This window comes from Paraburkholderia sp. Cy-641 (assembly GCF_011752945.1).
Lineage (GTDB): Bacteria > Pseudomonadota > Gammaproteobacteria > Burkholderiales > Burkholderiaceae > Paraburkholderia.
Map to the genome: position 1 here is coordinate 30070 of NZ_VWWM01000008.1, position 22694 is coordinate 52763.

At 64.8% G+C, this 22694-nt stretch carries 18 protein-coding genes; 10 read left to right on the forward strand and 8 right to left on the reverse strand.

Annotation, left to right across the window (positions count from 1 at the left end; all coding sequences use genetic code 11):
• The first annotated feature begins 57 nt into the window (after nucleotides 1-57).
• Complete coding sequence (locus F3J20_RS06430) at nucleotides 58-1506, forward strand: alginate export family protein (RefSeq protein WP_167282711.1); 1449 nt, start codon at nucleotides 58-60, stop codon at nucleotides 1504-1506.
• A gap of 34 nt (nucleotides 1507-1540) precedes the next feature.
• Here the strand turns inward: F3J20_RS06430 and F3J20_RS06435 are convergent, their stop codons facing one another.
• Nucleotides 1541-2464 (reverse strand): LysR family transcriptional regulator, encoded by a 924-nt coding sequence (locus F3J20_RS06435; RefSeq protein WP_167282713.1) that lies wholly within the window; start codon nucleotides 2462-2464, stop codon nucleotides 1541-1543.
• A gap of 359 nt (nucleotides 2465-2823) precedes the next feature.
• Between F3J20_RS06435 and F3J20_RS06440 the strand changes: the two genes are divergently transcribed.
• Nucleotides 2824-3726: a LysR family transcriptional regulator gene (locus F3J20_RS06440; protein ID WP_167282715.1), complete on the forward strand. Its 903-nt coding sequence runs from the start codon at nucleotides 2824-2826 to the stop codon at nucleotides 3724-3726.
• A gap of 87 nt (nucleotides 3727-3813) precedes the next feature.
• Here F3J20_RS06440 and F3J20_RS06445 read toward each other — a convergent pair whose 3' ends face one another.
• Nucleotides 3814-5925: a TonB-dependent siderophore receptor gene (locus tag F3J20_RS06445; protein WP_240162720.1), complete on the reverse strand. Its 2112-nt coding sequence runs from the start codon at nucleotides 5923-5925 to the stop codon at nucleotides 3814-3816.
• A gap of 958 nt (nucleotides 5926-6883) precedes the next feature.
• Between F3J20_RS06445 and F3J20_RS06450 the strand changes: the two genes are divergently transcribed.
• Together F3J20_RS06450 and F3J20_RS06455 are read left to right on the forward strand one after the other, a co-directional pair.
• On the forward strand, nucleotides 6884-8026 hold the full coding sequence (locus F3J20_RS06450) for a PepSY-associated TM helix domain-containing protein (RefSeq protein ID WP_167282575.1): 1143 nt from the start codon (nucleotides 6884-6886) through the stop codon (nucleotides 8024-8026).
• Between the two features lie 285 nt (nucleotides 8027-8311).
• A complete protein-coding gene (locus F3J20_RS06455) occupies nucleotides 8312-8776 on the forward strand; it encodes a GNAT family N-acetyltransferase (RefSeq protein WP_167045142.1) in 465 nt (154 codons plus the stop codon).
• Between the two features lie 161 nt (nucleotides 8777-8937).
• Here the strand turns inward: F3J20_RS06455 and F3J20_RS06460 are convergent, their stop codons facing one another.
• The gene (locus F3J20_RS06460; protein ID WP_167282577.1) at nucleotides 8938-9837 is read right to left on the reverse strand and encodes a helix-turn-helix transcriptional regulator; all 900 of its coding nucleotides are present in this window, start codon (nucleotides 9835-9837) and stop codon (nucleotides 8938-8940) included.
• A 406-nt stretch (nucleotides 9838-10243) separates the two neighbouring features.
• Here F3J20_RS06460 and F3J20_RS06465 point away from each other — a divergent pair, with 406 nt between their 5' ends.
• Nucleotides 10244-10645: a gamma-glutamylcyclotransferase family protein gene (locus F3J20_RS06465; protein ID WP_167045146.1), complete on the forward strand. Its 402-nt coding sequence runs from the start codon at nucleotides 10244-10246 to the stop codon at nucleotides 10643-10645.
• 326 nt (nucleotides 10646-10971) lie between these two features.
• Here F3J20_RS06465 and aceB read toward each other — a convergent pair whose 3' ends face one another.
• Together aceB and F3J20_RS06475 are read right to left on the reverse strand one after the other, a co-directional pair.
• Nucleotides 10972-12564 (reverse strand): malate synthase A, encoded by a 1593-nt coding sequence (gene aceB, locus F3J20_RS06470; RefSeq protein WP_167282579.1) that lies wholly within the window; start codon nucleotides 12562-12564, stop codon nucleotides 10972-10974.
• A 105-nt stretch (nucleotides 12565-12669) separates the two neighbouring features.
• A complete protein-coding gene (locus tag F3J20_RS06475; protein WP_167282580.1) occupies nucleotides 12670-13545 on the reverse strand; it encodes a (S)-2-haloacid dehalogenase in 876 nt (291 codons plus the stop codon).
• Nucleotides 13546-13704: 159 nt separating this feature from the next.
• On the opposite strand from F3J20_RS06475, the gene F3J20_RS06480 reads away from it, so the two are divergent.
• Together F3J20_RS06480 and F3J20_RS06485 are read left to right on the forward strand one after the other, a co-directional pair.
• On the forward strand, nucleotides 13705-14607 hold the full coding sequence (locus F3J20_RS06480) for a LysR family transcriptional regulator (RefSeq protein WP_167282582.1): 903 nt from the start codon (nucleotides 13705-13707) through the stop codon (nucleotides 14605-14607).
• A gap of 203 nt (nucleotides 14608-14810) precedes the next feature.
• On the forward strand, nucleotides 14811-15245 hold the full coding sequence (locus F3J20_RS06485; RefSeq protein WP_167282585.1) for a universal stress protein: 435 nt from the start codon (nucleotides 14811-14813) through the stop codon (nucleotides 15243-15245).
• A 365-nt stretch (nucleotides 15246-15610) separates the two neighbouring features.
• On the opposite strand, the gene aceA is transcribed toward F3J20_RS06485, so the two are convergent.
• The 3 genes from aceA to F3J20_RS06500 all read right to left on the reverse strand — a co-directional run bounded on the left by aceA (nucleotide 15611) and on the right by F3J20_RS06500 (nucleotide 19766).
• Nucleotides 15611-16915 carry an isocitrate lyase gene (aceA, locus tag F3J20_RS06490; RefSeq protein ID WP_205193076.1) on the reverse strand — a complete coding sequence of 435 codons (1305 nt, stop codon included), beginning with the start codon at nucleotides 16913-16915 and terminating at the stop codon, nucleotides 15611-15613.
• A 466-nt stretch (nucleotides 16916-17381) separates the two neighbouring features.
• On the reverse strand, nucleotides 17382-18977 hold the full coding sequence (locus F3J20_RS06495) for a DEAD/DEAH box helicase (RefSeq protein ID WP_167282587.1): 1596 nt from the start codon (nucleotides 18975-18977) through the stop codon (nucleotides 17382-17384).
• 519 nt (nucleotides 18978-19496) lie between these two features.
• On the reverse strand, nucleotides 19497-19766 hold the full coding sequence (locus tag F3J20_RS06500; protein WP_167045161.1) for an acyl-CoA-binding protein: 270 nt from the start codon (nucleotides 19764-19766) through the stop codon (nucleotides 19497-19499).
• A gap of 286 nt (nucleotides 19767-20052) precedes the next feature.
• On the opposite strand from F3J20_RS06500, the gene tsaB reads away from it, so the two are divergent.
• Genes tsaB through F3J20_RS06515 form a run of 3 tightly spaced genes read left to right on the forward strand, consistent with a single transcriptional unit; the run spans nucleotide 20053 to nucleotide 22665 of the window.
• Complete coding sequence (tsaB, locus tag F3J20_RS06505) at nucleotides 20053-20892, forward strand: tRNA (adenosine(37)-N6)-threonylcarbamoyltransferase complex dimerization subunit type 1 TsaB (protein ID WP_167282589.1); 840 nt, start codon at nucleotides 20053-20055, stop codon at nucleotides 20890-20892.
• Nucleotides 20889-21383 (forward strand): ribosomal protein S18-alanine N-acetyltransferase, encoded by a 495-nt coding sequence (rimI, locus tag F3J20_RS06510; protein ID WP_167045167.1) that lies wholly within the window; start codon nucleotides 20889-20891, stop codon nucleotides 21381-21383. Before tsaB ends, rimI begins: the two co-directional genes overlap by 4 nt.
• Nucleotides 21370-22665 carry a uracil-DNA glycosylase family protein gene (locus F3J20_RS06515; RefSeq protein ID WP_167282591.1) on the forward strand — a complete coding sequence of 432 codons (1296 nt, stop codon included), beginning with the start codon at nucleotides 21370-21372 and terminating at the stop codon, nucleotides 22663-22665. The genes rimI and F3J20_RS06515 overlap by 14 nt, the downstream gene beginning before the upstream one ends.
• Nucleotides 22666-22694 lie beyond the last annotated feature (29 nt).

The window sequence follows — 22694 nt, forward strand, 5'->3', positions numbered from 1 at the left end:
CTACGCAACGATAAGCGCGTGGCCGCAATCGTTGCGCCAAGCGTCGAGCCGGCGACGATGCGCAGGCGTTGCCGCGAAACGGCTATCTGTATCGCGGTGATATCAGGACTACTGCTGGTTGCCGCGGACGCGGCATACGCGGATGCCGAGGTCAGTACCGCGGTCAGCGCCGACACATCGGCTGCCGCGTGCGATGTCAAACGGCCGGTCGTGATGTTCAACCGCTGGCAGGAAGACTGGTCGGTACTCGCTAATCCCTGTGTTCCGCGCGAACCGCTCGATACGCTCAAGTACGTCCCGCTCGGCGGAGATCCTGTGTCGTGGCTGACGCTCGGCGCGAATCTGCGCGAGCGTGTCGAAAGCAATAACGCACCCCTGTTCGGCATCGGCTCCGCGCAGGCGGACACGTATCTGATCCAGCGTATCGAGGTCCAGGCCGATGCACGTCTCGCCGAACACTGGCAGTTCTTCGTGCAACTCGAAGACGCACGTGCATTCGGCAAGAACGCGGTGACGCCCGTGGACCAGAATCCGCTCGATCTCGAACAGGCCTTCGTGACCTACACCAGCGTGGTCGGCGGCGGTACGCTCAAGCTTCGCGTCGGGCGTCAACAGATGGCGTTCGACCTGCAGCGTTTCATTTCCGTGCGTGATGGTCCCAATGTGCGTCAGTCGTTCGATGCACTCTGGGCCGATTACGAATACCAGAAGTGGCGCTTCATTGCCTATGCGACGCAGCCCGTGCAGAACCGCGACGCTACGGTATTCGACGATGTGTCGAATCGCCATCTCACCTTCAGCGGCGTGCGTGTCGAGCGGCAATCGGTGGGGCCGGGCGATCTTTCCGGCTACTGGTCGCGCTATGACCGTAGTAACGCGCAGTTCCTCGACGCGAGCGGTGTCGAGCGCCGCGATGTCTGGGATCTGCGCTATTCCGGCACGCATGAGCACTTTGATTGGGACGTCGAAGGCATGCTGCAGACTGGAGCGGTCGGCAGCAACACGATTCTTGCATGGGCGATCGGCTCGATTGCCGGCTACGCGCTCGATATGCCGTGGTCGCCGCGCGTTGCACTGCAACTCGACGCCGCCTCGGGCGACCGGCATCCACGCGATGGCCGGATTGAAACCTTCAATGCGCTGTTTCCGAACGGCTATTACTTCACGCTGGCCGGCTATACGGGCTACGCGAACCTCATTCACGTCAAACCGTCTATCACGCTCAAACCCACGGCGAGTCTCGCGCTACTCGGCGCATTGGGTTTCCAGTGGCGCGAGGCGACAGGCGACGCCGTGTATCAGCAGGCCAATCAGACCGTGCCGGGCACGGCGGGCAGAGGCAGCTTGTGGACCGGGATGTACCTCCAGTTGCGAGCGGACTGGACGATCGTCTCAAACCTGACCGGATCGATCGAAGCCGTGCATTTCCAGGTGGGCAACTCGATTCGCCACGCGGGCGGACACAACGCGGACTACGCCGGCGTCGAACTCAAGTACCAGTGGTAGGCCGCGTAACGCAGGGGGCAACTCGGAGGATAACTCAGGGAACGACGGTGGCCCACGGCGCCGAAGCCAGGCATTCCGCCAGATAGTCCAGCAAGGCGGTAACGCGCGCCGGGCGCAGGATGTTGGGCGGCGTCACGAGGTTCACGTTGATCTGGCTGATTCGCCAGTCCGGAAACACATCGATCAGTTCTCCTCGCGTGAGCGCGTCCCAGACGATGAATTCGGGCTGGAGCGCGAGGCCTTGTGCCGCCAGAAGCGCCGGGCCGATCACATCCGCGTTGTTGCTGCGAATGCGGCCCTTCACCGGCACCGCGCATTTTTCACCGGACACGACATGCTGGAATTGCCATAGCTCGGGGGTCGGCAGATTCGTATAGATCAGACAGGCGTGGTGGGCGAGGTCTCGCGGGTGAGCGGGGCGCCCGTGACGTTCCAGATACGCGGGCGTTGCCACGAGCGGTCGATTCACGACGCAAAGCCGGCGCGAGCGCAGCGACGAATCGGGAAGCTCCGCAATGCGGATCGCCATGTCGAAACCGCCGGCCACCACATCGACGATCTGATCCGTGAGGACGAGATCGATTTCCACTTCTGGATAGCGTTCGAGGAAGGCGGGAATCAACGGCGCGAAGTAACGGATTCCGAATGACATCGGTGCGGTGATACGAACCATGCCGCGCGGCTGAATCACCTGAGCCGATGTCTCGGCTTCCACGGCTTCCCCTTCGCTCAGGATGCGAATGGCGCGTGCCTTGGCTACCTCGCCGGTCGGTGTGAGCGAAAGCTGGCGCGAATTGCGGTAGAGGAGCGCCGTGCCGAGCCTGTGTTCGAGGCGGGAAATGGCTTTCGACACGGTCGGTTGGGAAATGCCCAGCGAGTCCGCCGCCTTCGCGAACGAGCCGGTTTCGAGAACGCGCGCGAAGATGGCCCACGCTTCGAGGTCAGGGAGTGTTGGCATGGAAAAAGAGAGCGGATACCGTTCTGTTCTTTCGGGAAGATGTCGGGAAAGCCATGTCGGGAAAATCACGTAAGCCGATATGGTATCGCGATACCGCGCGATTGCATGCCGACTTTCAGGCGCCGGGGCGGGGTGCTGCGAATGGGTGTGGCGCGCCAGGGTTGCGGGCGCGAAAGCCTTCACCTCGCGACAGATATGGAATGTCTTCTATTCCATTTGTTCTATTTGTAGTTGGCTTCGGGTCCGATAACATTTCACCTGGAAGCGTTTTTCATCTGTTGGCAGTATGCAGTGCCTTCTGTACCCGATTGCCAGGGCGGGCCAATAGAACAAGTGGAATCCACCCTCAGAACAATTGCATGCAAAGTCTTCCCGATCTAGAAGCGTGGGCGATTTTCGCGCGCGTAGCCTCAACAGGCTCTTTTGCGAAAGCGGCCGAAACGCTCGGCATGTCTCAACCCACGGTTTCAAAGGCGGTCATCAGGCTGGAGAAGCGACTCGGCGCGACGCTGCTCTATCGAACCTCGCGTCGAATCTCTCTCACGCCGACGGGCCTCAGCGTGATGGAGCGCGCCAAACACATCGTCCGGGAGTTCGAGTCGATCGAAGCGGAAACGTCGGCGCATGCGCGGGCGCCCAAGGGGCTGCTACGCATCTCGGCGCCGATGTCGTTCGGCCTCAAGTATGTGGCGCCCCTGATACCGGGGTTTCTCGCGCGCTATCCTGAGGTGAATATCGAAGTATCGTTCGACGACGCCGTCGTCGATATAGTCGGGGGCGGTTTCGATGTGGCGATCCGGATTGCCGAGCCGGAAGACGCGTCCATGCGCGCCCGCAATCTGTACCTCATGCGACGCATACTCGTCGCCAGTCCGGCATATCTTGCGCAACACGGGCCGATCGACCATCCGCGGGAAATCGGCGCGCATGCGTGTCTGTGCTACGCGAGTCATTCGACGTCTCTGTCCTGGCGTTTCCAGCATGCATCCGGCGAGGAATGCAGTGTGACGATCGACGGCCGGATGCGGACCAACAATGCCGAGTCGTTGATCCCGGCGCTGCTAGCCGGCATGGGGATAGCGCTACAGCCGGAGTTCGTCGTGGCGGATGCCTTGCGGCATGGCGAGCTGGTCGAACTGCTGCCTGAATGGAAAATAGCGCAGGTCTATCTGAGTCTGGTCACGCCGTCGCAGGTTATCCGCTCCGCGCGTGTTGCGGCATTGCTCGACTATCTGTCGCAAAGTTTGTTGTCCACACCGTAGGCGATCGCTGCCATAGCGCGAGGATGTCGCGCACCGCGATGCCGGCGCGACGGGTCGCGCCGGCATCTTCAGGCATCACGTTCAAGGTCAGTACGAAAGCGACGCCTGCATATAGACCGTGAGCGGCTGCCCCACGTACTTCCCGCCGTTGTTATCGGTCGAGCGCGTGAAGTAGCGGCGATCCAGCAGGTTCTTGACGCCCACCGCCACGTCGAGGTTGTTGAGTTCCTTGCCGAAATGGTAGGCCGCGCGCAGGTTCACCGTCGCATAGCCGGGGATGTCGCCAAGGCGTCCCGTCGGGTCTTCCTGCGTGACGTACGTCGCGCCGGCGTTGGGGTCGCCCGGCGAATGCTGCTTCGTCTGGGCGAAGAGGTCGGCATTGAAGGTCCACTGATTGCGCCGGTAGGTCGCGCCGAGCGTTGCGACCTGCCGGGAGTAGAGCGGCAGGTCGCGTCCGGCAAATACGCCTGCCTTCGCAATCGCCTGCGTGTACGTATAGGTCGCGTAGACCGACAGCCCGTTCAGTGCCGGTACGAGGCTCCCGATGTCGTAGTGCACGGCGGACTCGACGCCGCGATGACGCGTCGCGCCGAGGTCCGTCCATATCCCGTCGCCGACGATCGAGCGGCTCAATTGCAGTTCCTGATCGAAGTCGATATTGAACAGCGTCAGCTCGCCGCCCCACGTGGGCCCGTTAAAGCGCGTGCCGAGTTCATAGGTCGTGGCCTTCTCGGGATGAAGCCCTTGCGTCGTCGAGGCGAGCTGCGAATACTGCTCGGGTCCGAATGACTGCCCGGCATTGGCGAACAGCGACCAGTTGTCCTGCACGCGATACAGCACCGACAGCATCGGCAGCGCCACGTGCGAATCGATCTTCGGATACAGCGCGCTCGTCACGGCGCCGTTGCTCAGGTTCGTCACGTTGTTGAAGGTGCGGATGATTTCATAGCGCACCCCCGGCGTGATGGTCCAGCGCCCGATGTCGATACGGTCGTCGATATAGAACGCGTTGGCGGTCGTGCCGCCCTGGCTCGTTTGATAGGCCTGTGACGCCAGCGTGCGCGCATCGATTCCGCTATTCGGATCGTAATACGCGGTACGGGCGGCCGTCTCCGAACTGGCTTCGTTCAGGAACCGGTAGCCGACGCTGATTTCCTGCACGATGCTGCCCATGTCGATGAGCCGTGAATAGCGTGGCTCGATCGCGAGGGTATGGTAGCCGCGCGGCGCGGAAGTCAGGCGGCGAAGCCCGGCCGTGGCCCCGCTGCCTTCCTGTTCGATATGGCTGCCACGGAACGAGTCCGTGTAATAAGCAAGGAGTTCGAAACTGTTGAGCGCATCCTTGTGTGTGTACTTGATCGAACCGTCGGTGCGCCGGCCGGTATAGTCGTCGTAGGGGCGAGTGGACTGGAACGGATCGTCGGCGTACTGCTGCGTGGTGAGGCCGCCGGGCATGCGTCCCTGTCCTTCGAAATGGTGCAGCGAGACGGCGATATCGTCGTTGACCGTGAATTTATAGGCGCCCTTCAGGATCACATCGTCGATATCGATGCGGTCGTTACTCTCGCGATACCCGTTGCCATGCGTGCCGGAGTAGAGAATCGCACCGCCGAGGCCCTTGGCGTTGGTGCCGCCGATAAACGCGCTGGGCATCGTCTTCACGTCGCCGCCGTGGCTATAAATCTCCGTGCCGACCGCGGCGTTTGCGGTGAATTGCTCGGGAATCGGCCTGGTCACGAAGTTGATGATGCCGCCCACGTTCTGCGGACCATAGCGAACCGAACCGGCACCGCGTACCACGTCGACCATCTCCAGGTTGCCGAGCGACAGCGGCGCCAGCGACAACTGCGGCTGGCCATAAGGCGCGTAGGCGAGCGGAATGCCGTCCATCAGAATCGTGGAGCGCGGCGAGAGGCGCGCGGTCAAGCCGCGCACGCCGACGTTCAGTGAAATATCGCTGCCGCCCGTGCCATTGCTATCCTGAACCTGCACACCGGGAATTCCACGCAGGGCATCGCGCACGTTCATGGCGCCGCGCTCTTCGAACTCCTTGCGCTCGACGATGGTGCGAGCCCCAGGATGTTCCAGCAGCTTCTGCTCGGTCGGGCTGCCTAGCCAGTTGCCGGTGATCTTGATGGATTCCAGCACGTTCTCCTTCGCTGGCTCGGGCGCGTCGGCGTCGGCGGCATAGGCGGGCATGCCGAACGGCAACAAAGCCATGGCCACGGTAAGGCGCTTGTAGCGAATCATTCTTCTTTTCCTGAGGAAGTGGGACGTCGGTGGTGAGAGATCGGGTGTGCAGACAGGCGCAAAGTCCGCCGCGGAGTCAGCGGCCGTTCATCGGCAGTCCAGCGAATGGGGCGGGCGAGCATGCATACAGATGAGGCGCCACGACGCGAACGCGGTTGACGCCTGGGTCCGGAACAGCACAGGGAGAGAGGGATGCGCGGGTGCGGAAAGCGGTCCTGCGTTTGGCGCGATGCGGCTAAGCGGCCAGGACTGCGATGAATACCGACGCAAGCCGCTACGCCCTGCGATGTCCATTTCGATCGCGCTATCGCTGCATGACGGGGCGTGCTTCCGCTTGCGTCCGCGATGGACGGCGTTTCACGTCGTGGAGATGGAATTCAGTATGGCTAACTAAATAATGAATCATGTGAAGAACCAGAAACGATGACAACCGCGGAAAGGACCCGCAGTGCCTGACATGCTGGAAGCGCTTCAGGCAAGAGCGCGAGCCACAATTTTCAAGAAAATGCAAATGCGAATGATTTGCATTATTTCACAAGTTGAAAAATTTGTGTAATGATTTCGAGAGGTGTTGGGTAGTCATGGCGAGGGAAAATACGTAAATTTGCCGTATTTTTAAAATTTAAACAGTGAAAATGTCATAATTTTCTGACGAAAAATTACAGTTGAAAATGGAAACCATTCGTATTTATAATGCGCTCGCTTCTGAGGGCGAAACGTTCCGTCGCCACTCACACGCTCAGCGTGAGCCGTGTTCGAGCGACGAAGACAACACGCAACCATGGCCGTTGCTGACTGACGCCGCTCATCGATCGTCAACCCGACACTACACGCGGCGCTTCATAGGCAGGACACTCCTTGATTGACGTAGCGATGAACCTGGCTTTCCTTACGATACGAGTCCGGCATGCGACGGCTGCGTAACCTCTGGCTCAGCGCGCACCGGTGGTTCGCGCTGAGTCTCGGCTGGATGCTCGGGCTCATCGGCCTGAGCGGCGCGCTGCTCGTGATCGCGCCGCCTCTCGACGAACAATTGCATCCGCAACTGTTCAGGGTGCCGGCCTACACCCACGACACCCATGCCCATCGCGAGGCGCTCCCGCTCGAAACGATCAGATCGAAGCTGCGTGCCGGATTCGGCGAGAAGGCGAGCTTCTCGTTTCTGCCGCCTCGCGAAGCGGACGGCAGCCTGTCGGTTATCGTGCGCGGCCCGTGGCGAGGCACGCTCTATCTCGATCCGTTCAGTGGCGTCGAACTGGGGCGGCGTGGCGAGAGCGAAGGGGTCGTCAACTTCCTGTTCAAACTGCACAGTTCGCTGATGCTGGACGATGTGGGCCGGTCGATCCTGGCGATCGTCGCGCTCGGTTATCTGCTGCTTCTGGCAAGCGGCCTCGTCTTATGGTGGCCGCGCGACTGGAGAGTGGGGTGGCGCATCGAGTTGCACAAAGGACTGACTCGCAGCCTTTTCGATCTGCATCGGGTCGCCGGTGCCACGCTCGGGGTCGTGATCGCCGTATCGGTTGCGACCGGCGCTTATATGGGCTGGCAGCCGCTGCGCAAGTTCGTCACCACGATCAGCGGCGCCACGCCGCTGCATGTGCCAGCATTGCCCGTGGCCTCGCGCGGACGCGAGGCCACGCTGCCTCTCGATACGCTCGTGGCGGCGGCGCGCGCGGTGTTTCCGGACGGGCGCGTCTACCTCGTCCAGACGCCGGCGAAGGCGGATCGGCCCGTACATGTCCGGCTGCATCTCCCTGACGATCCGCATCCGAACGGGCGCACGCTGCTCTGGGTCGATCCGGTGACGGGCAAGGTACTGGCTGCGCAGCGCTGGAATCAGGCCGATATCGGCGCGCGGGCTGTCTCGGTGGTTTATCCGCTGCATACCGGCGCGCTCGGCGGTCCGCTGCTCGAAGCGCTCGTGATGCTGGGCGGCCTCGCGCTCGCGGCCATGAGCGGGAGCGGGTTGTGGCTGTGGTGGCGCCGTTCGAGGCGAGTCGCGTCATCGTCGCGCGCCCGTGCGAGTCATCGGGGCGGGGCCGTCGAATGAGGGAGGGCGGCCGTTCATGGCGCCGCCGTCGGCCGATGTGTCCCGGCGCGGGTGCTGACAGCGGTTCGAGCCCCGCACGCCTGGCCGGAGCGGGATCTTCAGACCGGCCAAGCCCGCTTGCAAAAAGCGGCGTTCCCAAGCGGTTTTTTTCGGATTTCCGCCTTCTTCCGCGTATTCTTTTCGCCCGCGCCTTGCGCCGCGCCGCAACCCGCTCGGGACAAACAGCCATTGCCAGCGGGCGCAGCCTGTTTTACCGTTGATCCGACTCATCCTCGCGGTCCCGTCATGTTTGATCCCACCGAAGCCTTGTCACCGTTTCATCTGCGCCACGCTAGCATGGATGATTTCGAGTTTGCCGAGGCCCTGACGCGCAACAACATGGGCGGCTACTATCGCCGGCATCATCTGGTTTGGCGCAGCGATCTGTTTCTCGGCAGCTGGCGCGAGTCGGAGAATTTCATTCTCGAAGTGGATGGCGTGCCGATGGGCGTGCTGCGCATCACGGAAGAAGGCGATTCGCTGCATATCCGCGACGTGCAGATTGCCGAGGGATACCGGCGGCTCGGCGCCGGCACCTATCTGCTCGACATCTCGCATCAATGGGCGCGCGAGCGTGGACTGCACGAGCTGCAACTGCGCGTGTTCGTCGATAATCCCGCGGCGCGGCTGTATCAGCGCAAGGGCTACCGGCTCGCCGGGCCGCGGCTCGCGCAGCTCGGCGCAATTCGTCATCTGGCGCGGCGGGTTTGAGCGCGGCGCGAGACATACGGCGCGCGCTTTATACGTTATTCACACGTTCTTCGGCGACTTCTCAGACGATCCTCACACGCGTGGCGCCGGCGCCGTGGTGCCGGGCTCGCCGCGTCCAATGCGGCGCCGTGCATTCCGGGCATGGGCCGTTGCGTCGCGATTCAGCGTCCGGCCGGCTCCGCCGGATTCGCGCGATCCTGTGCCGTTTCTTCGTCCGCCGACGGTTCACCGGCCTCGCCGTTGTCCACGCGATGCTCGGCGCCTCGTTCGATAAACGCGCGCGGGCTCGCGCCGAACGCACGGCGGAACATCGCGGAAAAGGCGCTCTGGCTCTGATAGCCCAACTCGCGCGCTACGTGCGAGAGCGGCCGTCCCTGGCTCAGCAGCGGAATCGCGCGCGCGAGAATCGCCTGCTGACGCCATTGAGAAAAGCTCACGCCGAGTTCCTGACGGAACAGCCGCGCGATCGTGCGCGTGCTCGCGCCGACGCTCGACGCCCATTGTTCGAGCGACTCGCCATGCGTCGGGTCCGCGATCACTGCCTCGCAGAGCGCGCGCAAGCGCTTTTCGTTGGGCATCGGCACGGACAGCGGCAGCGGCTCGGAGCGCGTCAGTTCGTCGAGCGCGAGCGCGCCGAGCAACTGCTCGCGCGCGGCGGACAGGCCCGGCATGTCGAGCGCGGCAATCACTTCGCGCAGCAGGTTCGACACTTCGACGACGCGCGGCGTGTCGAGTCCGGCCGGCACCGTGCTCTCGGTGATGTAGAGCGTGCGCAGGAACGCGTCCTCGACGGAGAACACCTCGTGCGACACATGCGGCGGCACCCAGATCGCGCGCGAGGGCGGCACCATCCACGTGGTGCCGGTGGTCGCGACGCGCAGCACGCCGCGCGATGCATACGCGACCTGCGCCCAGGCATGCGTATGACGTGGGATGCGCCAGCCGGCCGGCATTGGCCGCGAGCGCACGCGGATCGGATGCGTCTCGGTCGGCGCGGACTCGGGCGGAATGTCGGCGAAGCGGATGCGGCTCAACAGGTCGGAGTCGGCGGACGAAGTCATGGCGAAGCCCGGTACGGATGACGGGAGACGGCCGGCATGCGGGCCGGCCGCCGCGAATCACTGCGAGTGCGGTCATTGTAGAGGGCGGCTGCCTTGCGTTGCGGTCTCGTGGTCGAGAGCGAGGCGGGCGCGCATGAACGGCCTGCGGAAGTCGCAGCGTGACGCGGCCGCGGGGGTTCGCGACCGAGGTTGCCCGTTTTCTGGCGTTGCATAATGTCGCGACTGTCCGGCGTGTTCGTGACGAACGTAGCGCGGGATAAACCACGGGATAAAACGCGGGATTGAAACCGCAGGATTGCAATCACTGCATTGAAATCACCACGGGGCCGTAACCGGATCGCGACACAGCCCGCGACAGGCGCGGCTAACGCGGCCCGACCCCTCACCTCAAGGAGACCCTACGACGATGCAGACCGTCTTTGTCTACGGCACGCTGCGTGCCGGTGAAGCGAACGACATCAGCGAAGCCGCCGCGCGTAACGACATCCCCGCGCCGACCTTGCTCGGCACCGCGAGCGTGCGCGGCCATCTGTTCGACTTTGGCCTGTACCCGGGGCTCGTGGTCGACGAGGCGGGCGTCGACGTATGCGGCGACGTCTACGAAATCGACGATGCGCTCGTTGCCGTGCTCGACGAAATCGAAGCCGTCTATCCCGGCGTCGAGGACCGCTTCCTCGCCCGCGAGGTCATGGTGAAGGTGGACGGCAACGTCGTGAACTGCCGCTTCTATCCGGTCACGCCGGGCGCGGTGAAGGGGCTGCCCGAGATCCGGTCGGGCGATTGGGTCGAGTATCGCCGCACGCGGTGATCGGGAGCGCGAAAGACCGAGTGGGTGAAAGGGCGCGATGTTTGCGCATCGTGTCCTGCCCATCGCGTCCGCGTGGTGGGTCCGCGCAAAGGCGGCACGCGAGAGACGGAGCGCGAAGTACGGCACGAAACATGGCAAGACGCACGGCAAAAAGCACGGCCCGAAACGAGATGTGCAAAGCACCATGGAAAATGGCGCGCTGCTAACCGCGTGGCGCGCCATTCTTTTATCTATCGAGTCGTAACAGCTCGGGCGATCGTCCGGGCCAGACGTACATCGAACCGCGCATCCACCCGTACATCAATCCGGCCACCTGGCCCGCAGCCTCAAATCTCCTCGTAAAGCGGCAACGTCAGAAAGTCGGTGAACTGCTCCGCCGTCGACATCTGCTCGAAAATCTGCGCCGCGCGCTCATACGGCTGCGTGTCGCCGCCCACCGTCTGCTTCACCTTGTCGAGCTCCTGCGCCGCGAGTTCGCGCACGAGTTCGACCGTCACCTTGCGGCCATCGTCGAGCGTGCCCTTCGGCGAGCGAATCCACTGCCACACCTGCGAGCGCGAAATCTCGGCGGTCGCCGCGTCTTCCATGAGGTTGTGGATCGGCACGCAGCCATTGCCCGCGAGCCACGAACCGAGGTAGTGAATGCCGACGTTGATGTTGTTGCGCAGACCCGCCTCGGTGATCGGCGTTTCCGGGCGGAAGTCGAGCAGATCGGCGGCGCTGACGAGCACGTCGTCGCGCTGCTTGCCGATCTGGTTCGGCCGGTCGCCGAGCACCTTGACGAACTCTTCCATCGCGACCGGCACGAGGCCCGGATGCGCGACCCAGCCGCCGTCGTAGCCGTCGCCGGCATCGCGAGCCTTGTCCGAGCGCACGCCGCCCATTGCTTTTTCGTTCGCGGCCGGATCGTTCTTGATCGGAATCAGCGCGCTCATGCCGCCGATCGCCGGCGCGTTGCGGCGATGGCAGGTCTTCAGCAACAGCAGGGCGTAGGCGCGCATGAACGGCGAGGTCATCGTGATCTGCGAGCGGTCGGCGAGACAGAAGTCGCGGTCGCTCTTGAACTTCTTGATCGCCGAGAAGATGTAGTCCCAGCGGCCCGCGTTGAGGCCCGAGCTATGTTCGCGCAGCTCGTACAGGATCTCGTCCATTTCGAACGTGGCGAGGATCGTCTCGATCAGCACCGTCGCGCGGATCGTGCCGCGCGGCACGCCGACCGCTTCCTGCGCGGCAATGAAGAGGTCGTTCCACAGACGCGCTTCGAGATGGCTCTCCATCTTCGGCAGATAGAAGTACGGACCCGAGCCGCGCGCGACCAGCTCCTTCGCGTTGTGGACCATGTACAGCGCGAAATCGAAGATGCCGCCCGACACGCGCTTGCCGTCGACCTTCACGTGCTTCTCGTCGAGATGCCAGCCGCGCGGACGCACGATCAGCGTCGCGGTCCGCTCGTTGAGCTTATAGGACTTGCCGTTCTGTTCGAGCGAGATCGTGCGGCGCACCGCGTCCTTCAGATTGATATGGCCGGTGATCTGGTTGTCCCAGCTGGGCGCATTCGAATCCTCGAAGTCGGTCATGTAGGAATCCGCGCCGGAGTTCAGCGCGTTGATGATCATCTTGCGCTCGACCGGCCCCGTGATCTCGACGCGGCGGCATTGCAGGTCTTGCGGCAGCGGCGCGATCTGCCAGTCGCCGTCGCGCACGCTCTGCGTGGCGGCGAGGAAGTCGGGCCGCTCGCCCGCGTCGAGCCGCCGCGTGCGTTCGACGCGCGCTTGCAGCAACTGCTGGCGGCGCGGCTCGAACGTGCGATGCAGCGCGGCGACGAGTTCCAGCGCTTCGCGTGTGAGGATCGCTTCGAAACCGGGCTTGATCTCGCCGGTGATTTCCATGCCTTGCGGCAGCGACAGCGAATTCGTCATGTTTTCTCCTTGGTCGGTCAGATTGCAGAAAGTCGGATTGCGGAAAGGTGGAGGTTGAAAAGCAGTGAGTGGATGGCGCTGGCCGGATCGCCGCGCGGGTGCTCGTCAGGCGCGCGGGCCGGCGCGCTTGCGGGTGCCGCCGCCGCGCGGTTTTTCAGGCTGGCCGATATGGGGCGAGGGCGAATCAGGCGCTCGCAGGAACGCCAGCAGATCGTTCATGCCGCTGCCCGTGCCATGCGGCGTGACGCCGAGTTCTTCGAGCGGCGCGTTCTGCCGGTTGAGCCAGAACGTCGTGAAGCCGAACCACGTCGCGCCGGCCACGTCCCAGCCGTTCGACGAGACGAACACGATCTCGCGCGCGGCCACGCCGAACGCGGCCGGGCCGAGCGCATAGGCGGCGGGCGAGGGCTTGTAGGCGCGCACGGCGTCGACGGACAGCACGTGATCGAAGAGCGCGCTCATGCCCGCGCTCTTGACCGCGATGTCGAGCATCTGCGGATTGCCGTTCGAGAGGATCGCGAGCCCGACATGAGGCGTGGTTGCCGCGGCTGTGGTGCTCGCGGAGCTTGGGGCTGGGTTCTGATCTGGGTTCAGACTCGGGTTCGGGTTCGACGCCGCCTCGCGCAACGCGCGCAGCACCGGCACCGCATCGGGAAAGGCGGACAGGCACGCGTATTCGTCCATCAGACGCTTTTCGGCCACGCGCCCGAGCGTGAGCTGCAGTTTTTTCGCGGCGAAGCGCAGGGCGTCGAGCGTGATATCCCAGAACGGGCGGTAGTGTTCGCCGGGAGCGTCGGTGCGCGCGGCGAGTGTGCGCAGTTGCGTGTATTCGATCTGCTTCTGGCGCCACAACTGCGAGAGCGCATTGCCGTGGCTGGGGAACAACTGCTCGGCGGCGGCGATCACCGAATGCACGTCGAAAAGCGTGCCATAGGCGTCGAAGATCACTGCTCGCGGGAAAGGTGTCGTTGTGGCCGACATTGCCGTGCGCTCCTGTCAGAGGTCGGGATCGATTGTATTGGTGACCTTAGGTGCTAAAAAATAGGCTAAAGATCACTTGATCTTTTACTTTCATATACCTAATCTGACGCCCATCGCCCCATTTCCGCCTCTTGCGCCTGCTCGCGGCGCGCACCGTTCATGGACCGTTTCAAGCAGATCGAGACTTTCGTCACCGTCGCGGCCAAGGGCAGCCTGTCCGCGGCGGCGCTCGCCGAGGGCGTCGCGCCCGCGATCATCGGCCGGCGCATCGATGCGCTCGAAGAGCGCCTCGGCGTCAAGCTGCTCGTGCGCACGACGCGCAAGCTCACGCTGACCTTCGAAGGCTCGGCTTTTCTCGAAGACTGTCAGCGCATCATTCACGACATGCAGAACGCCGAGGCGAGCGTGTCGGCGGGCGGCGTGAAGGCGAGCGGCCATCTGCGGCTGTCGGCGCCGGCCGGCTTCGGGCGCCGCCATGTCGCGCCGCTCGTGCCCGCGTTCACGGTCGGGCATCCGGACGTGTCTATCACACTCGATCTGTCCGACCGCCTCGTCGATCTCGTCAACGAGGGCTTCGACTGCGCGGTGCGGCTCGGCGAATTGCCCGATTCCTCGCTGGTCTCGCTGAAGCTCGCCGAAAACCGGCGCGTGTGCGTCGCCTCGCCCGCGTATCTGAGCCGGCGCGGCGCACCGCATAGCCTCGCCGATCTCGCACGCCACAACTGCCTCGCGTTCGGCGCGAGCGCGAACCAGCAGCGCGGCTGGATGTTCCAGCAGGACGGCAAGGTGGTGTCGATCAAGGTGTCCGGCACGATGGAATGCTCGGACGGCGCGGTGCTGCACGAATGGTGTCTCGCCGGCCATGGGCTCGCGTGGCGCTCGTGGTGGGAGGTCGGCGACGAACTCGCGGCCGGCCGGCTCGTCACCGTGCTCGACGAATTCGCCGCGCCGCCGATCGGCATCCACGCAGTGTTTCCGCAGCGCCGCCATCTGCCGCTGCGGGTGCGGCTGTTTCTGGACTTTCTCAAGCATACGTACGGCGAGCCCGGTTACTGGGACTGAAGGCGGGGACGGACAGCGGAGACCCACTGCGGAGACCAATCGCGGAGACCGACGCGCAAGCGCCCGCCGGTCCCGGCATCGGGACAGACCCTTGGCCGGTCTCCGCCCGTATCGGCACGCACTACAATCATTCGAACAGCCTGCCCGGCGGGCTTCGTTGAACGCTGACGCCGCGCTGCGAGCAGCCGGCGACGGAGGGCATCATGTTCAGGCACATCCTGGTTCCGACCGATGGTTCGGATCTGTCACGCAAGGCGATAGCGGGCGCGATCGATCTCGCGCAGGCCGTCGGCGCGCGCATCACCGCGTACGCATGTCTGCCGCAATATCCGTACTCGCCGTTCTCCGACATCGCGGTCGAGCCGCCGGGCGAGTTTTTGCAGCGCAGCGAGCGCGAGGCGCAGGTGCATCTGCGCGAGGTGGAACTGGCCGCGCACCGGGTCGGCGTACACGTCGACAGCCGCACGAGCGTGCATCCGGCGCCTTACCTCGGCATCATCGAGGCGGCCGAGCAGGGCGGCTGCGACGTGATCTTCATGGCCTCGCACGGGCGGCGCGGGCTCGGCAGCCTGCTGATCGGCAGCGAAACGCAACGGGTGCTCACGCACACGAAGATTCCGGTGATCGTGTATCGCTGAATATCGCGTTGAACGTTGTGCCGGCGTCGAAAAAAAAGCGCGCCAGCGATAAGGCCGGCGCGCTTCTTGTTGCCGCACGATGCGCTGTGCGGATTTCCCCCTGCTGCGAGATTTTTTCCTGCGGAATTTTTCTGTCTTGTCGTGCCCCGGCCGCCGGGAGCCGGTTGCGGGCCGGCTTCGGCTCGACTGTCGGCCCCCGGCGTCGCGGTCCCTCCCTCTGGCGACGGCTCTCTGACGGAGCCGCCTGCCGCCTGCCGTTTGCCGATCGTTGCTGCGATTCCAGGGCCATTCCCGGGCCACGCATGGGACCGGCGACACCGCCCGGTCCGCGTGGCCCGCTGCTTCGACTTCGCGGCGGGTGAGCCTCAGGCCACCTTCTTGTCGAAGAACTGCTCGTTTTCGGTCGAACCGTGCAGCGCGGTCGTCGAGGCTTCGCGCTCGACCGTCTGCGTCACCGCGTCGAAGTAGCCGGTGCCGACTTCGCGCTGGTGCTTCACGGCCGTAAAGCCCTTTTCGGCCGCCGCGAATTCCGCCTGCTGCATTTCGACGAAGGCGGTCATCTGGTTGCGGGCATAGCCGTGCGCGAGGTTGAACATCGAGTAGTTCAGCGCGTGGAAGCCGGCCAGCGTGATGAACTGGAACTTGTAGCCCATCGCGCCGAGTTCGCGCTGGAACTTCGCGATCGTCGCATCGTCGAGGTTCTTCTTCCAGTTGAACGACGGCGAGCAGTTGTACGACAGCAGCTGGTCCGGGTACTCCTTGTGGATCGCGTCGGCGAATTTCTTCGCGAACTCGAGGTCCGGCTTGCCGGTTTCGCACCAGATCATGTCGGCGTACGGCGCGTAGGCGAGGCCGCGCGAGATCGCCTGTTCGAGACCCGGCCGCGTGCGGTAGAAGCCTTCGACGGTGCGCTCGCCGGTCAGGAACGGGCGGTCGTTGTCGTCGATGTCCGAGGTCACGAGGTCGGCGGCTTCCGCGTCGGTGCGGGCGAGCAGCACGGTCGGCGTGCCCGAGACGTCGGCGGCGAGACGCGCGGCGGTCAGCTTGGCGACGGCTTCTCGGGTCGGCACGAGCACCTTGCCGCCCATGTGGCCGCACTTCTTGACCGAAGCGAGCTGGTCTTCGAAGTGCACGCCCGAGGCGCCCGCTTCGATCATCGCCTTCATCAGTTCGAACGCGTTCAGCACGCCGCCGAAGCCGGCTTCCGCGTCGGCCACGATCGGCGCGAAGTAATCGACGTAGCCTTCATCGCCGGGGTTCTTGCCTTCCGACCACTGGATCTGGTCGGCGCGCGTCAGCGTGTTGTTGATGCGCTTCACGACGAGCGGCACCGAGTTGGCCGGATACAGCGACTGGTCCGGGTACATTTCGCCGGCCACGTTCGCATCGCCCGCCACCTGCCAGCCCGACAGATAGATCGCTTTGAGGCCCGCCTTGACCTGCTGCATTGCCTGGTTGCCGGTCAGCGCGCCGAGCGAGTTGACGAACGGCTCGTTGTTCACGGCGGCCCACAGCTTTTCCGCGCCGCGCTTCGCGAGCGTGTGCTCGACCTGCACCGAGCCGCGCAGACGCACCACGTCTTCGGCCGAGTAGGTGCGCTTGACGCCCTTCCAGCGCGGATCGGTTTCCCATTGCTGCTTGAGTTGCTGCACTTGCTGTTCGCGGGTCATGGTCATGATGTGCTCCTTCTAGGCCTGTTATGGGGGATGGGTGACTCTGTCTTCTCGAAGCGTCGGGCCCGGCTGGGCGTTCTGTTTCGTGAAGTCTTATATAAGAGTCTAGGCAAATCGAAGGTCGCGCAACAGGCACCGCAAAGCGTTTTTCCAATATTTATTTTTCAATAAAATCAATGCATTGAACTTGTAATTTCGTATTGAGAAACGATATTTCCCCTATTGCAATAGGCCGTCTTGTGCCTTGCAGCATGATTTTTTACGACACAAAAAATTTTTTCATATCGTGAAATTTTCGGTGGCGAGCGATAGACGAAAAAAAACCGGTGCCTGAGCACCGGTTTTTCCGGACCGACGGACAGCGGGGCGCTGTCCGGGTCCTGCTGCGTGTCCTGAACGGCAAACGCGGGCGGGTTCTTTCGAAACACGCCGCGCCGCGATCAACGACGCTCAGCCCGCCTGTTTAGCCGCCACGGCGCGCCGTACGCGGACCGTCGTTGCGACGCGCGCCGTAGCCGTCACGCGAGCCGTTGTAGCCGCCGTCGCGCGAACCGCCGTAGCCTTCGCGCGAGCCGCCGCCGGCCGACCGGTTGCCCCAGCTGTTGCCGTTGCTATTGCCATTGCCGTTACCGTTGCGCGAGCCGCCGTTGCCGTAACCGCCGGGCTTGCCCGAACCGTTGCCGAAGCGCCGGCCGTTGCCGCCCGGACGGCCGCGGCCGCCGAAGCCAGGACGGCCGTTGCCCGAAGGCGGCGCCTTGCGCGGCTCGAAGCCTTCGACGACGTTGACCGGCAGCGGCGTGCGCACGAAGCGCTCGATGCGCTTCAGCGCACCCTGTTCCGCATGATGCACGAGGCTCACCGCGACGCCCGAGCGGCCCGCGCGGCCGGTACGGCCGATACGGTGCACGTAGTCTTCGGCGAACTTCGGCAGGTCGTAGTTGAACACGTGCGTGATGCCGGGGATGTCGATACCGCGAGCGGCGACGTCGGTCGCCACCAGCACGCGCACGCGGCGCTCGCGCAGCGCGCGGATCGTGCGGTTACGCGCGCCTTGCGGCAGGTCGCCGTGCAGCGCGGCCGATTCGAAACCGGCGTCGGCCAGACGGCCCGCGAGCTGATCAGCGTCCATCTTGGTGGCCGTGAAGACGATGGCCTGGTCGAGGCCTTCGGCGCGCAGCAGATGGTCGAGCAGACGGTCCTTGTGATCGCGGTCGTCGACGTAGTGGACGGTTTGCGCGATGTTGGTGCGCTGTTCCATGCGCTGGACGATCTCGATGCGCTCCGGGTCTTTCAGCAGACGGCCGGTCAGCGAGCCGATCTTGCCGTCGAGCGTGGCCGAGAACAGCATGGTCTGACGCGTGGCCGGCGTTTCGGCGACGATCGTGTCGATGTCGTCGATGAAGCCCATGTCGAGCATGCGGTCGGCTTCGTCGAGCACGAGGATCTGCAGTTGCGACAGATCGATGCGACCGCGCTCGAGGTGGTCGATCAGACGGCCCGGCGTGGCGACGAGAATTTCGGGGTTCTTGGCGAGCAGCATCAGCTGCTGGCCGTAGGCGACGCCGCCGAGAATGCTGACGGTGCGCAGGCGCTTGAGGTGCTTGCCGTAGGTGGCGGCGGCGGTCGTGACCTGCATCGCGAGTTCGCGGGTCGGGGTCAGCACCAGCATGGTCGGACGCGCGACCGGCTGCGGACGGCGGCCGCGGCCACCGTCGGCCGGGCGCGGTTCGCGCGGCTGGTTCGCCTGGGTCTTTTGCAGCTGCGCGAAACGCTCGATGGCGGGCAGCATGAAGGCGGCGGTCTTGCCCGAGCCGGTCGGGCTCGACACCAGCAGATCGCGGCCGGCGATGCCGGCCGGTACCGCGCGCTGCTGCACTGGCGTCGGGTGCTCGTAGCCGGCGGCGGTCAGCGCGGAGACGACTTCCGCGGACAGGCCGAGCGACGCGAAGGTCGGTTTGGCGTCAGCCGGAGCGGCCGCGACGGGAGCCTCGGGGGTAAGACCGAGTGCTTCGTCGGCGATGGCGTTCAACGGGCTGGCGGAGGAATTGCTCGAAGTCATGTGAATCCTTGAAAACGATCCTGGGAAATTCAGGGAGTTAAAACGTCAACGCCAATCGGCATACCCAAGTCGTCGGATTCAGCGAGCAAAGAAGCAGCGAGCAAATCGAAAAACGGGGGCAGCTCGCAGCAATGAAGGCGAGCTTTTCGTTAGAAGCTGTATCGGATGCGACATGCCGACATGGCGTGCCGCCAGCCTTGGACTTGACGCCCGTAGAGGGCCAGGCAGGAGGGGACAGGTTCTAAACTGGATTGGAGCTAAACGCTACGAGGCGCTGCGTCGCCAGAGCCGCTCGGGAAAGCAGCACTAGCGATGAAGTGCAGGCCGCATTATATAGGTATTTGCTGCACTGCGCCACTATTCGGAATCGTCTGATCGGAAAAGTGTGCCGGAACGGGTAGGGCGGGTGAGTCGGCCGGGCGTGGCGTTCGCGGTTCGGGAATCGCCGCGAGGCCGTTTTTCCCGGTCGGGCGGCCTTGTTGCGGCGATTTCGCGGCTCTCGTTGAGGCCGCTGGTGTGTCAGGCCGCCGCGCCGCTCTTCAGCGATTCGACGAGCTCGACGTATTGCTGCTTCGCAGCGTCCTGCGCGGTGCCCTGGAGCGCGGCCCATGCGTCGTACTTGTATTTGCCGACGATGTCGGTGAAGCCCGGCTTGTCGCCGTGCACGTCGCCTTCGCTGGCCTGCTTGAAGAGCGCATAAAGACGCAGCAGCGTGAGATTGCCGGGGCGCTCGGGCAACTGCTTGACGTCTTGCTGGGCCTGGGCGAACTGGGTATCGATGTCGGTCATGGTCGTGTGGCCCGCTGGGCGGGCGTGGATGGGATCGGCCGAAAATCATAACAATTGAGTGCGGCCGCGGGGCCGAGGGCTTATTCCAAACGGCGGCGGGGGGCGGCAAGCGGCGGCAAGGCGCGCGAGGGCGATACCGAGGGGCAACGGGGCAAGGGGCACCAAGCGACACCAAGCGGCGGGTGGCGGGTAGCGAGCAGCGGCGGCCACGCGACCACCCGGCCCGCGCGCGCCGCGAGGCCGCAAACCACCATCCCCGTGCACGGCGCCGATTACAATACGGTCCATGACTCAAACAGTGCTCCTTGCCCTCGATACTTCGACCGAATTCTGTTCGGCGGTGCTCGTGTCCGCGAGCGTCGATACCACTGGCCGGCTCACTGCCGAACCCCGCGTCTGGGTGCGCCACGAACGGACCGGCGCGGTCTCCAGCACGCGGCTGCTTCCCGCGATCCGCGAGCTGTTCGCCGAAGCCGGCCTCGCGCTCGCGGACTGCGACGCGATCGCGTTCGGTGCCGGTCCCGGCTCGTTCACCGGTCTGCGTACCGCGACCGGCGTCGCACAAGGCCTCGCGTTCGGCCTGAATCTGCCGGTCGTGCCGATCGGCACCCTGCTCGCGTGTGCCGAAAGCGCGCGTCTGCGCGATCCTTCGGTGACGCGCGTGCTCGCCGCGCTCGACGCGCGCATGGACGAAATTTACTGGGCCGACTACGCGTGGGATGACGCGCAACACGAATGGCGCGTCGTGCAGACGGCATCGCTCGATGCGCCCGAGCGGCTCGTGCTGCCCGACGCGCCGTTCACGCTCGCCGGCAACGCGGCTGCGGCGTTCGGTGCGCGGCTGCCGGCCGTGGTCGCCGCACGGACGGTCGACGGCGAGGCGCTGCCGCATGCGTTGCCGCTCGCCTACGCGGCGCTGCGCGCGTTTCACGCCGGCCGCACGGTGCCTGCCGATCAGGCCGCGCCCGAATACGTGCGCGACAAGGTCGCGCAGACCACGGCCGAGCGCGTCGCCGAAAAGGCGGCCAAAGCGGCGGCACAGGCAGGGCAAGCGGCGCAGACCGCCGGGAACGCGCCCGACGGCGGCGCGTCCGCACAGGCGCCGCACGGCGAGGCGCGGCGATGAGCGGCGTGCTGCTCGCGGACCGCTACATGTCGCCGATGACCGAAAGCGATCTCGACGAAGTCGCCGCGATCGAGAAGCTCGCCTACGAGTTTCCGTGGAGCCGCGGCAATTTCGGCGATTCGCTGCGCAACGGTTATTTCGGCGTTTGTCTGCGACACGTGACGGGGACGCTGCTCGGCTATTGCGTGCTGATGCCGGTCGTCGACGAAATGCATCTGCTCAATCTATGCGTCGCGCCGCAGGTGCAAGGCGCGGGCGCGGGCCTTGCGCTGCTGCGCGAGGCGGTGCGCATCACGCGCGCCGAAAGACTCGAGGGCCTGCTGCTCGAAGTGCGGCCGTCGAATCATCGGGCGATCCGGCTGTACGAACGTTTCGGCTTCGCGTCGATCGGCCGGCGCAAGAACTATTATCCGGCGCGGCATCGCGGCCGGGAGGACGCGATCGTGATGCGTCTTTCGTTTGCCACGGAGGGCGAAGATGGCGCTGCATGAATCGGTACTCGAAGAATTCGGACTCGCGCCGCTGTGGGTGCGGCGCGGCATGGCGGCGCGGCAGCCGGCGGGCGAGGCGGCTGTCGGACTCGGTGATGCCGGGGGCGCGCACGCACCGCGGGACGAAGGGGGCGAGAGCGTGCATGCTAGGGCGCGCGAGCAGGATGTGCCGGCGGGTCAAACTCAGGCTCAGGCGCAAGGCGAACGGCGTGCGCCCGAGGAGCGCGACGAAGCGATGCTGGCGGAAGATCCACGCCATCGCTCCGACGATCGCGCCGCCCGGGAGCGCGCGGACGAGTTGCAATCGATGCGGGGCGACGTGCGCAATGAGCGCGATGAGCGTCGAGCGGAGCCCGCATCGCGGACCATGCCCGAAGCGATGCACGCGTCGGCGGATCGGGGCGAGCCATCGCCAGCCCGACGCGAACCCGCTCAGCAGGATACGACCGCAGCCCGACGCGAACCCGCTCAGCAGGACGAAGCCGCAGCGCATCGCGAACCCGCACAATCGCGAGCACGTCAGCAGGAGCAACAGCGGGCGCAACCGCCAGCCTATTCTCCCGCGCCGCCCAACTTCGACGCTCCTCCCGACGACGACTTCGCGTGGTTCGACGATCTGCCCGCGCATTCGCGTGCTAGTGAATCCGCTCATGAACCCGTTGAAGCCCGCGGCAACGCTCCCGCACTGCCTGCCGTCCACACGCTCGACTGGGACGCGCTGAGCGAGCGCGTCACCGCGTGCGAGTCGTGCCGCCTATGCGAGAAGCGTACGAACACGGTGTTCGGTGTCGGCGATCGCAACGCCGAGTGGATGCTGGTCGGCGAAGCGCCGGGCGAGAACGAGGACCGCCTTGGCGAGCCGTTCGTCGGCCAGGCGGGCAAGCTGCTCGACAACATGCTGCGTTCGCTCGCGCTGGCGCGCGGCACCAACGTCTATATCGCGAACGTGATCAAGTGCCGTCCGCCCGGCAACCGCAATCCGCAACCGGACGAAGTCGCGCGTTGCGAGCCGTATCTGCAGCGCCAGGTCGCGCTCGTCAAGCCGAAGCTGATCGTCGCGCTCGGCCGCTTCGCCGCGCAAAGCCTGCTGAAGACCGAGGCCAGCATTTCGTCGCTGCGCGGCCGCGTGCATCGGTACGAGGGCGTGCCGGTGATCGTCTCGTACCACCCCGCGTATCTGCTGCGCAGCCTGCCCGACAAGGCGAAGGCCTGGGCGGATCTGTGCCTCGCGCGCGATACGTGGCTCGCGGGCGGCGGCGCGCCGTCGAACGAGCCGAAGTGACGACGCCCGAGGGGCCGGCGGCGCACGAT

What these genes read in the sequence shown, in the direction of transcription:
- F3J20_RS06430 (WP_167282711.1), top strand. Translation starts at nt 58, where the DNA reads ATGCGCAGGCGTTGCCGCGAAACGGCTATCTGTATCGCGGTGATATCA.
- F3J20_RS06435 (WP_167282713.1), bottom strand. Translation starts at nt 2,464, where the DNA reads ATGCCAACACTCCCTGACCTCGAAGCGTGGGCCATCTTCGCGCGCGTT.
- F3J20_RS06440 (WP_167282715.1), top strand. Translation starts at nt 2,824, where the DNA reads ATGCAAAGTCTTCCCGATCTAGAAGCGTGGGCGATTTTCGCGCGCGTA.
- F3J20_RS06445 (WP_240162720.1), bottom strand. Translation starts at nt 5,925, where the DNA reads ATGCCCGCCTATGCCGCCGACGCCGACGCGCCCGAGCCAGCGAAGGAG.
- F3J20_RS06450 (WP_167282575.1), top strand. Translation starts at nt 6,884, where the DNA reads ATGCGACGGCTGCGTAACCTCTGGCTCAGCGCGCACCGGTGGTTCGCG.
- F3J20_RS06455 (WP_167045142.1), top strand. Translation starts at nt 8,312, where the DNA reads ATGTTTGATCCCACCGAAGCCTTGTCACCGTTTCATCTGCGCCACGCT.
- F3J20_RS06460 (WP_167282577.1), bottom strand. Translation starts at nt 9,837, where the DNA reads ATGACTTCGTCCGCCGACTCCGACCTGTTGAGCCGCATCCGCTTCGCC.
- F3J20_RS06465 (WP_167045146.1), top strand. Translation starts at nt 10,244, where the DNA reads ATGCAGACCGTCTTTGTCTACGGCACGCTGCGTGCCGGTGAAGCGAAC.
- aceB (WP_167282579.1), bottom strand. Translation starts at nt 12,564, where the DNA reads ATGACGAATTCGCTGTCGCTGCCGCAAGGCATGGAAATCACCGGCGAG.
- F3J20_RS06475 (WP_167282580.1), bottom strand. Translation starts at nt 13,545, where the DNA reads ATGTCGGCCACAACGACACCTTTCCCGCGAGCAGTGATCTTCGACGCC.
- F3J20_RS06480 (WP_167282582.1), top strand. Translation starts at nt 13,705, where the DNA reads ATGGACCGTTTCAAGCAGATCGAGACTTTCGTCACCGTCGCGGCCAAG.
- F3J20_RS06485 (WP_167282585.1), top strand. Translation starts at nt 14,811, where the DNA reads ATGTTCAGGCACATCCTGGTTCCGACCGATGGTTCGGATCTGTCACGC.
- aceA (WP_205193076.1), bottom strand. Translation starts at nt 16,915, where the DNA reads ATGACCCGCGAACAGCAAGTGCAGCAACTCAAGCAGCAATGGGAAACC.
- F3J20_RS06495 (WP_167282587.1), bottom strand. Translation starts at nt 18,977, where the DNA reads ATGACTTCGAGCAATTCCTCCGCCAGCCCGTTGAACGCCATCGCCGAC.
- F3J20_RS06500 (WP_167045161.1), bottom strand. Translation starts at nt 19,766, where the DNA reads ATGACCGACATCGATACCCAGTTCGCCCAGGCCCAGCAAGACGTCAAG.
- tsaB (WP_167282589.1), top strand. Translation starts at nt 20,053, where the DNA reads ATGACTCAAACAGTGCTCCTTGCCCTCGATACTTCGACCGAATTCTGT.
- rimI (WP_167045167.1), top strand. Translation starts at nt 20,889, where the DNA reads ATGAGCGGCGTGCTGCTCGCGGACCGCTACATGTCGCCGATGACCGAA.
- F3J20_RS06515 (WP_167282591.1), top strand. Translation starts at nt 21,370, where the DNA reads ATGGCGCTGCATGAATCGGTACTCGAAGAATTCGGACTCGCGCCGCTG.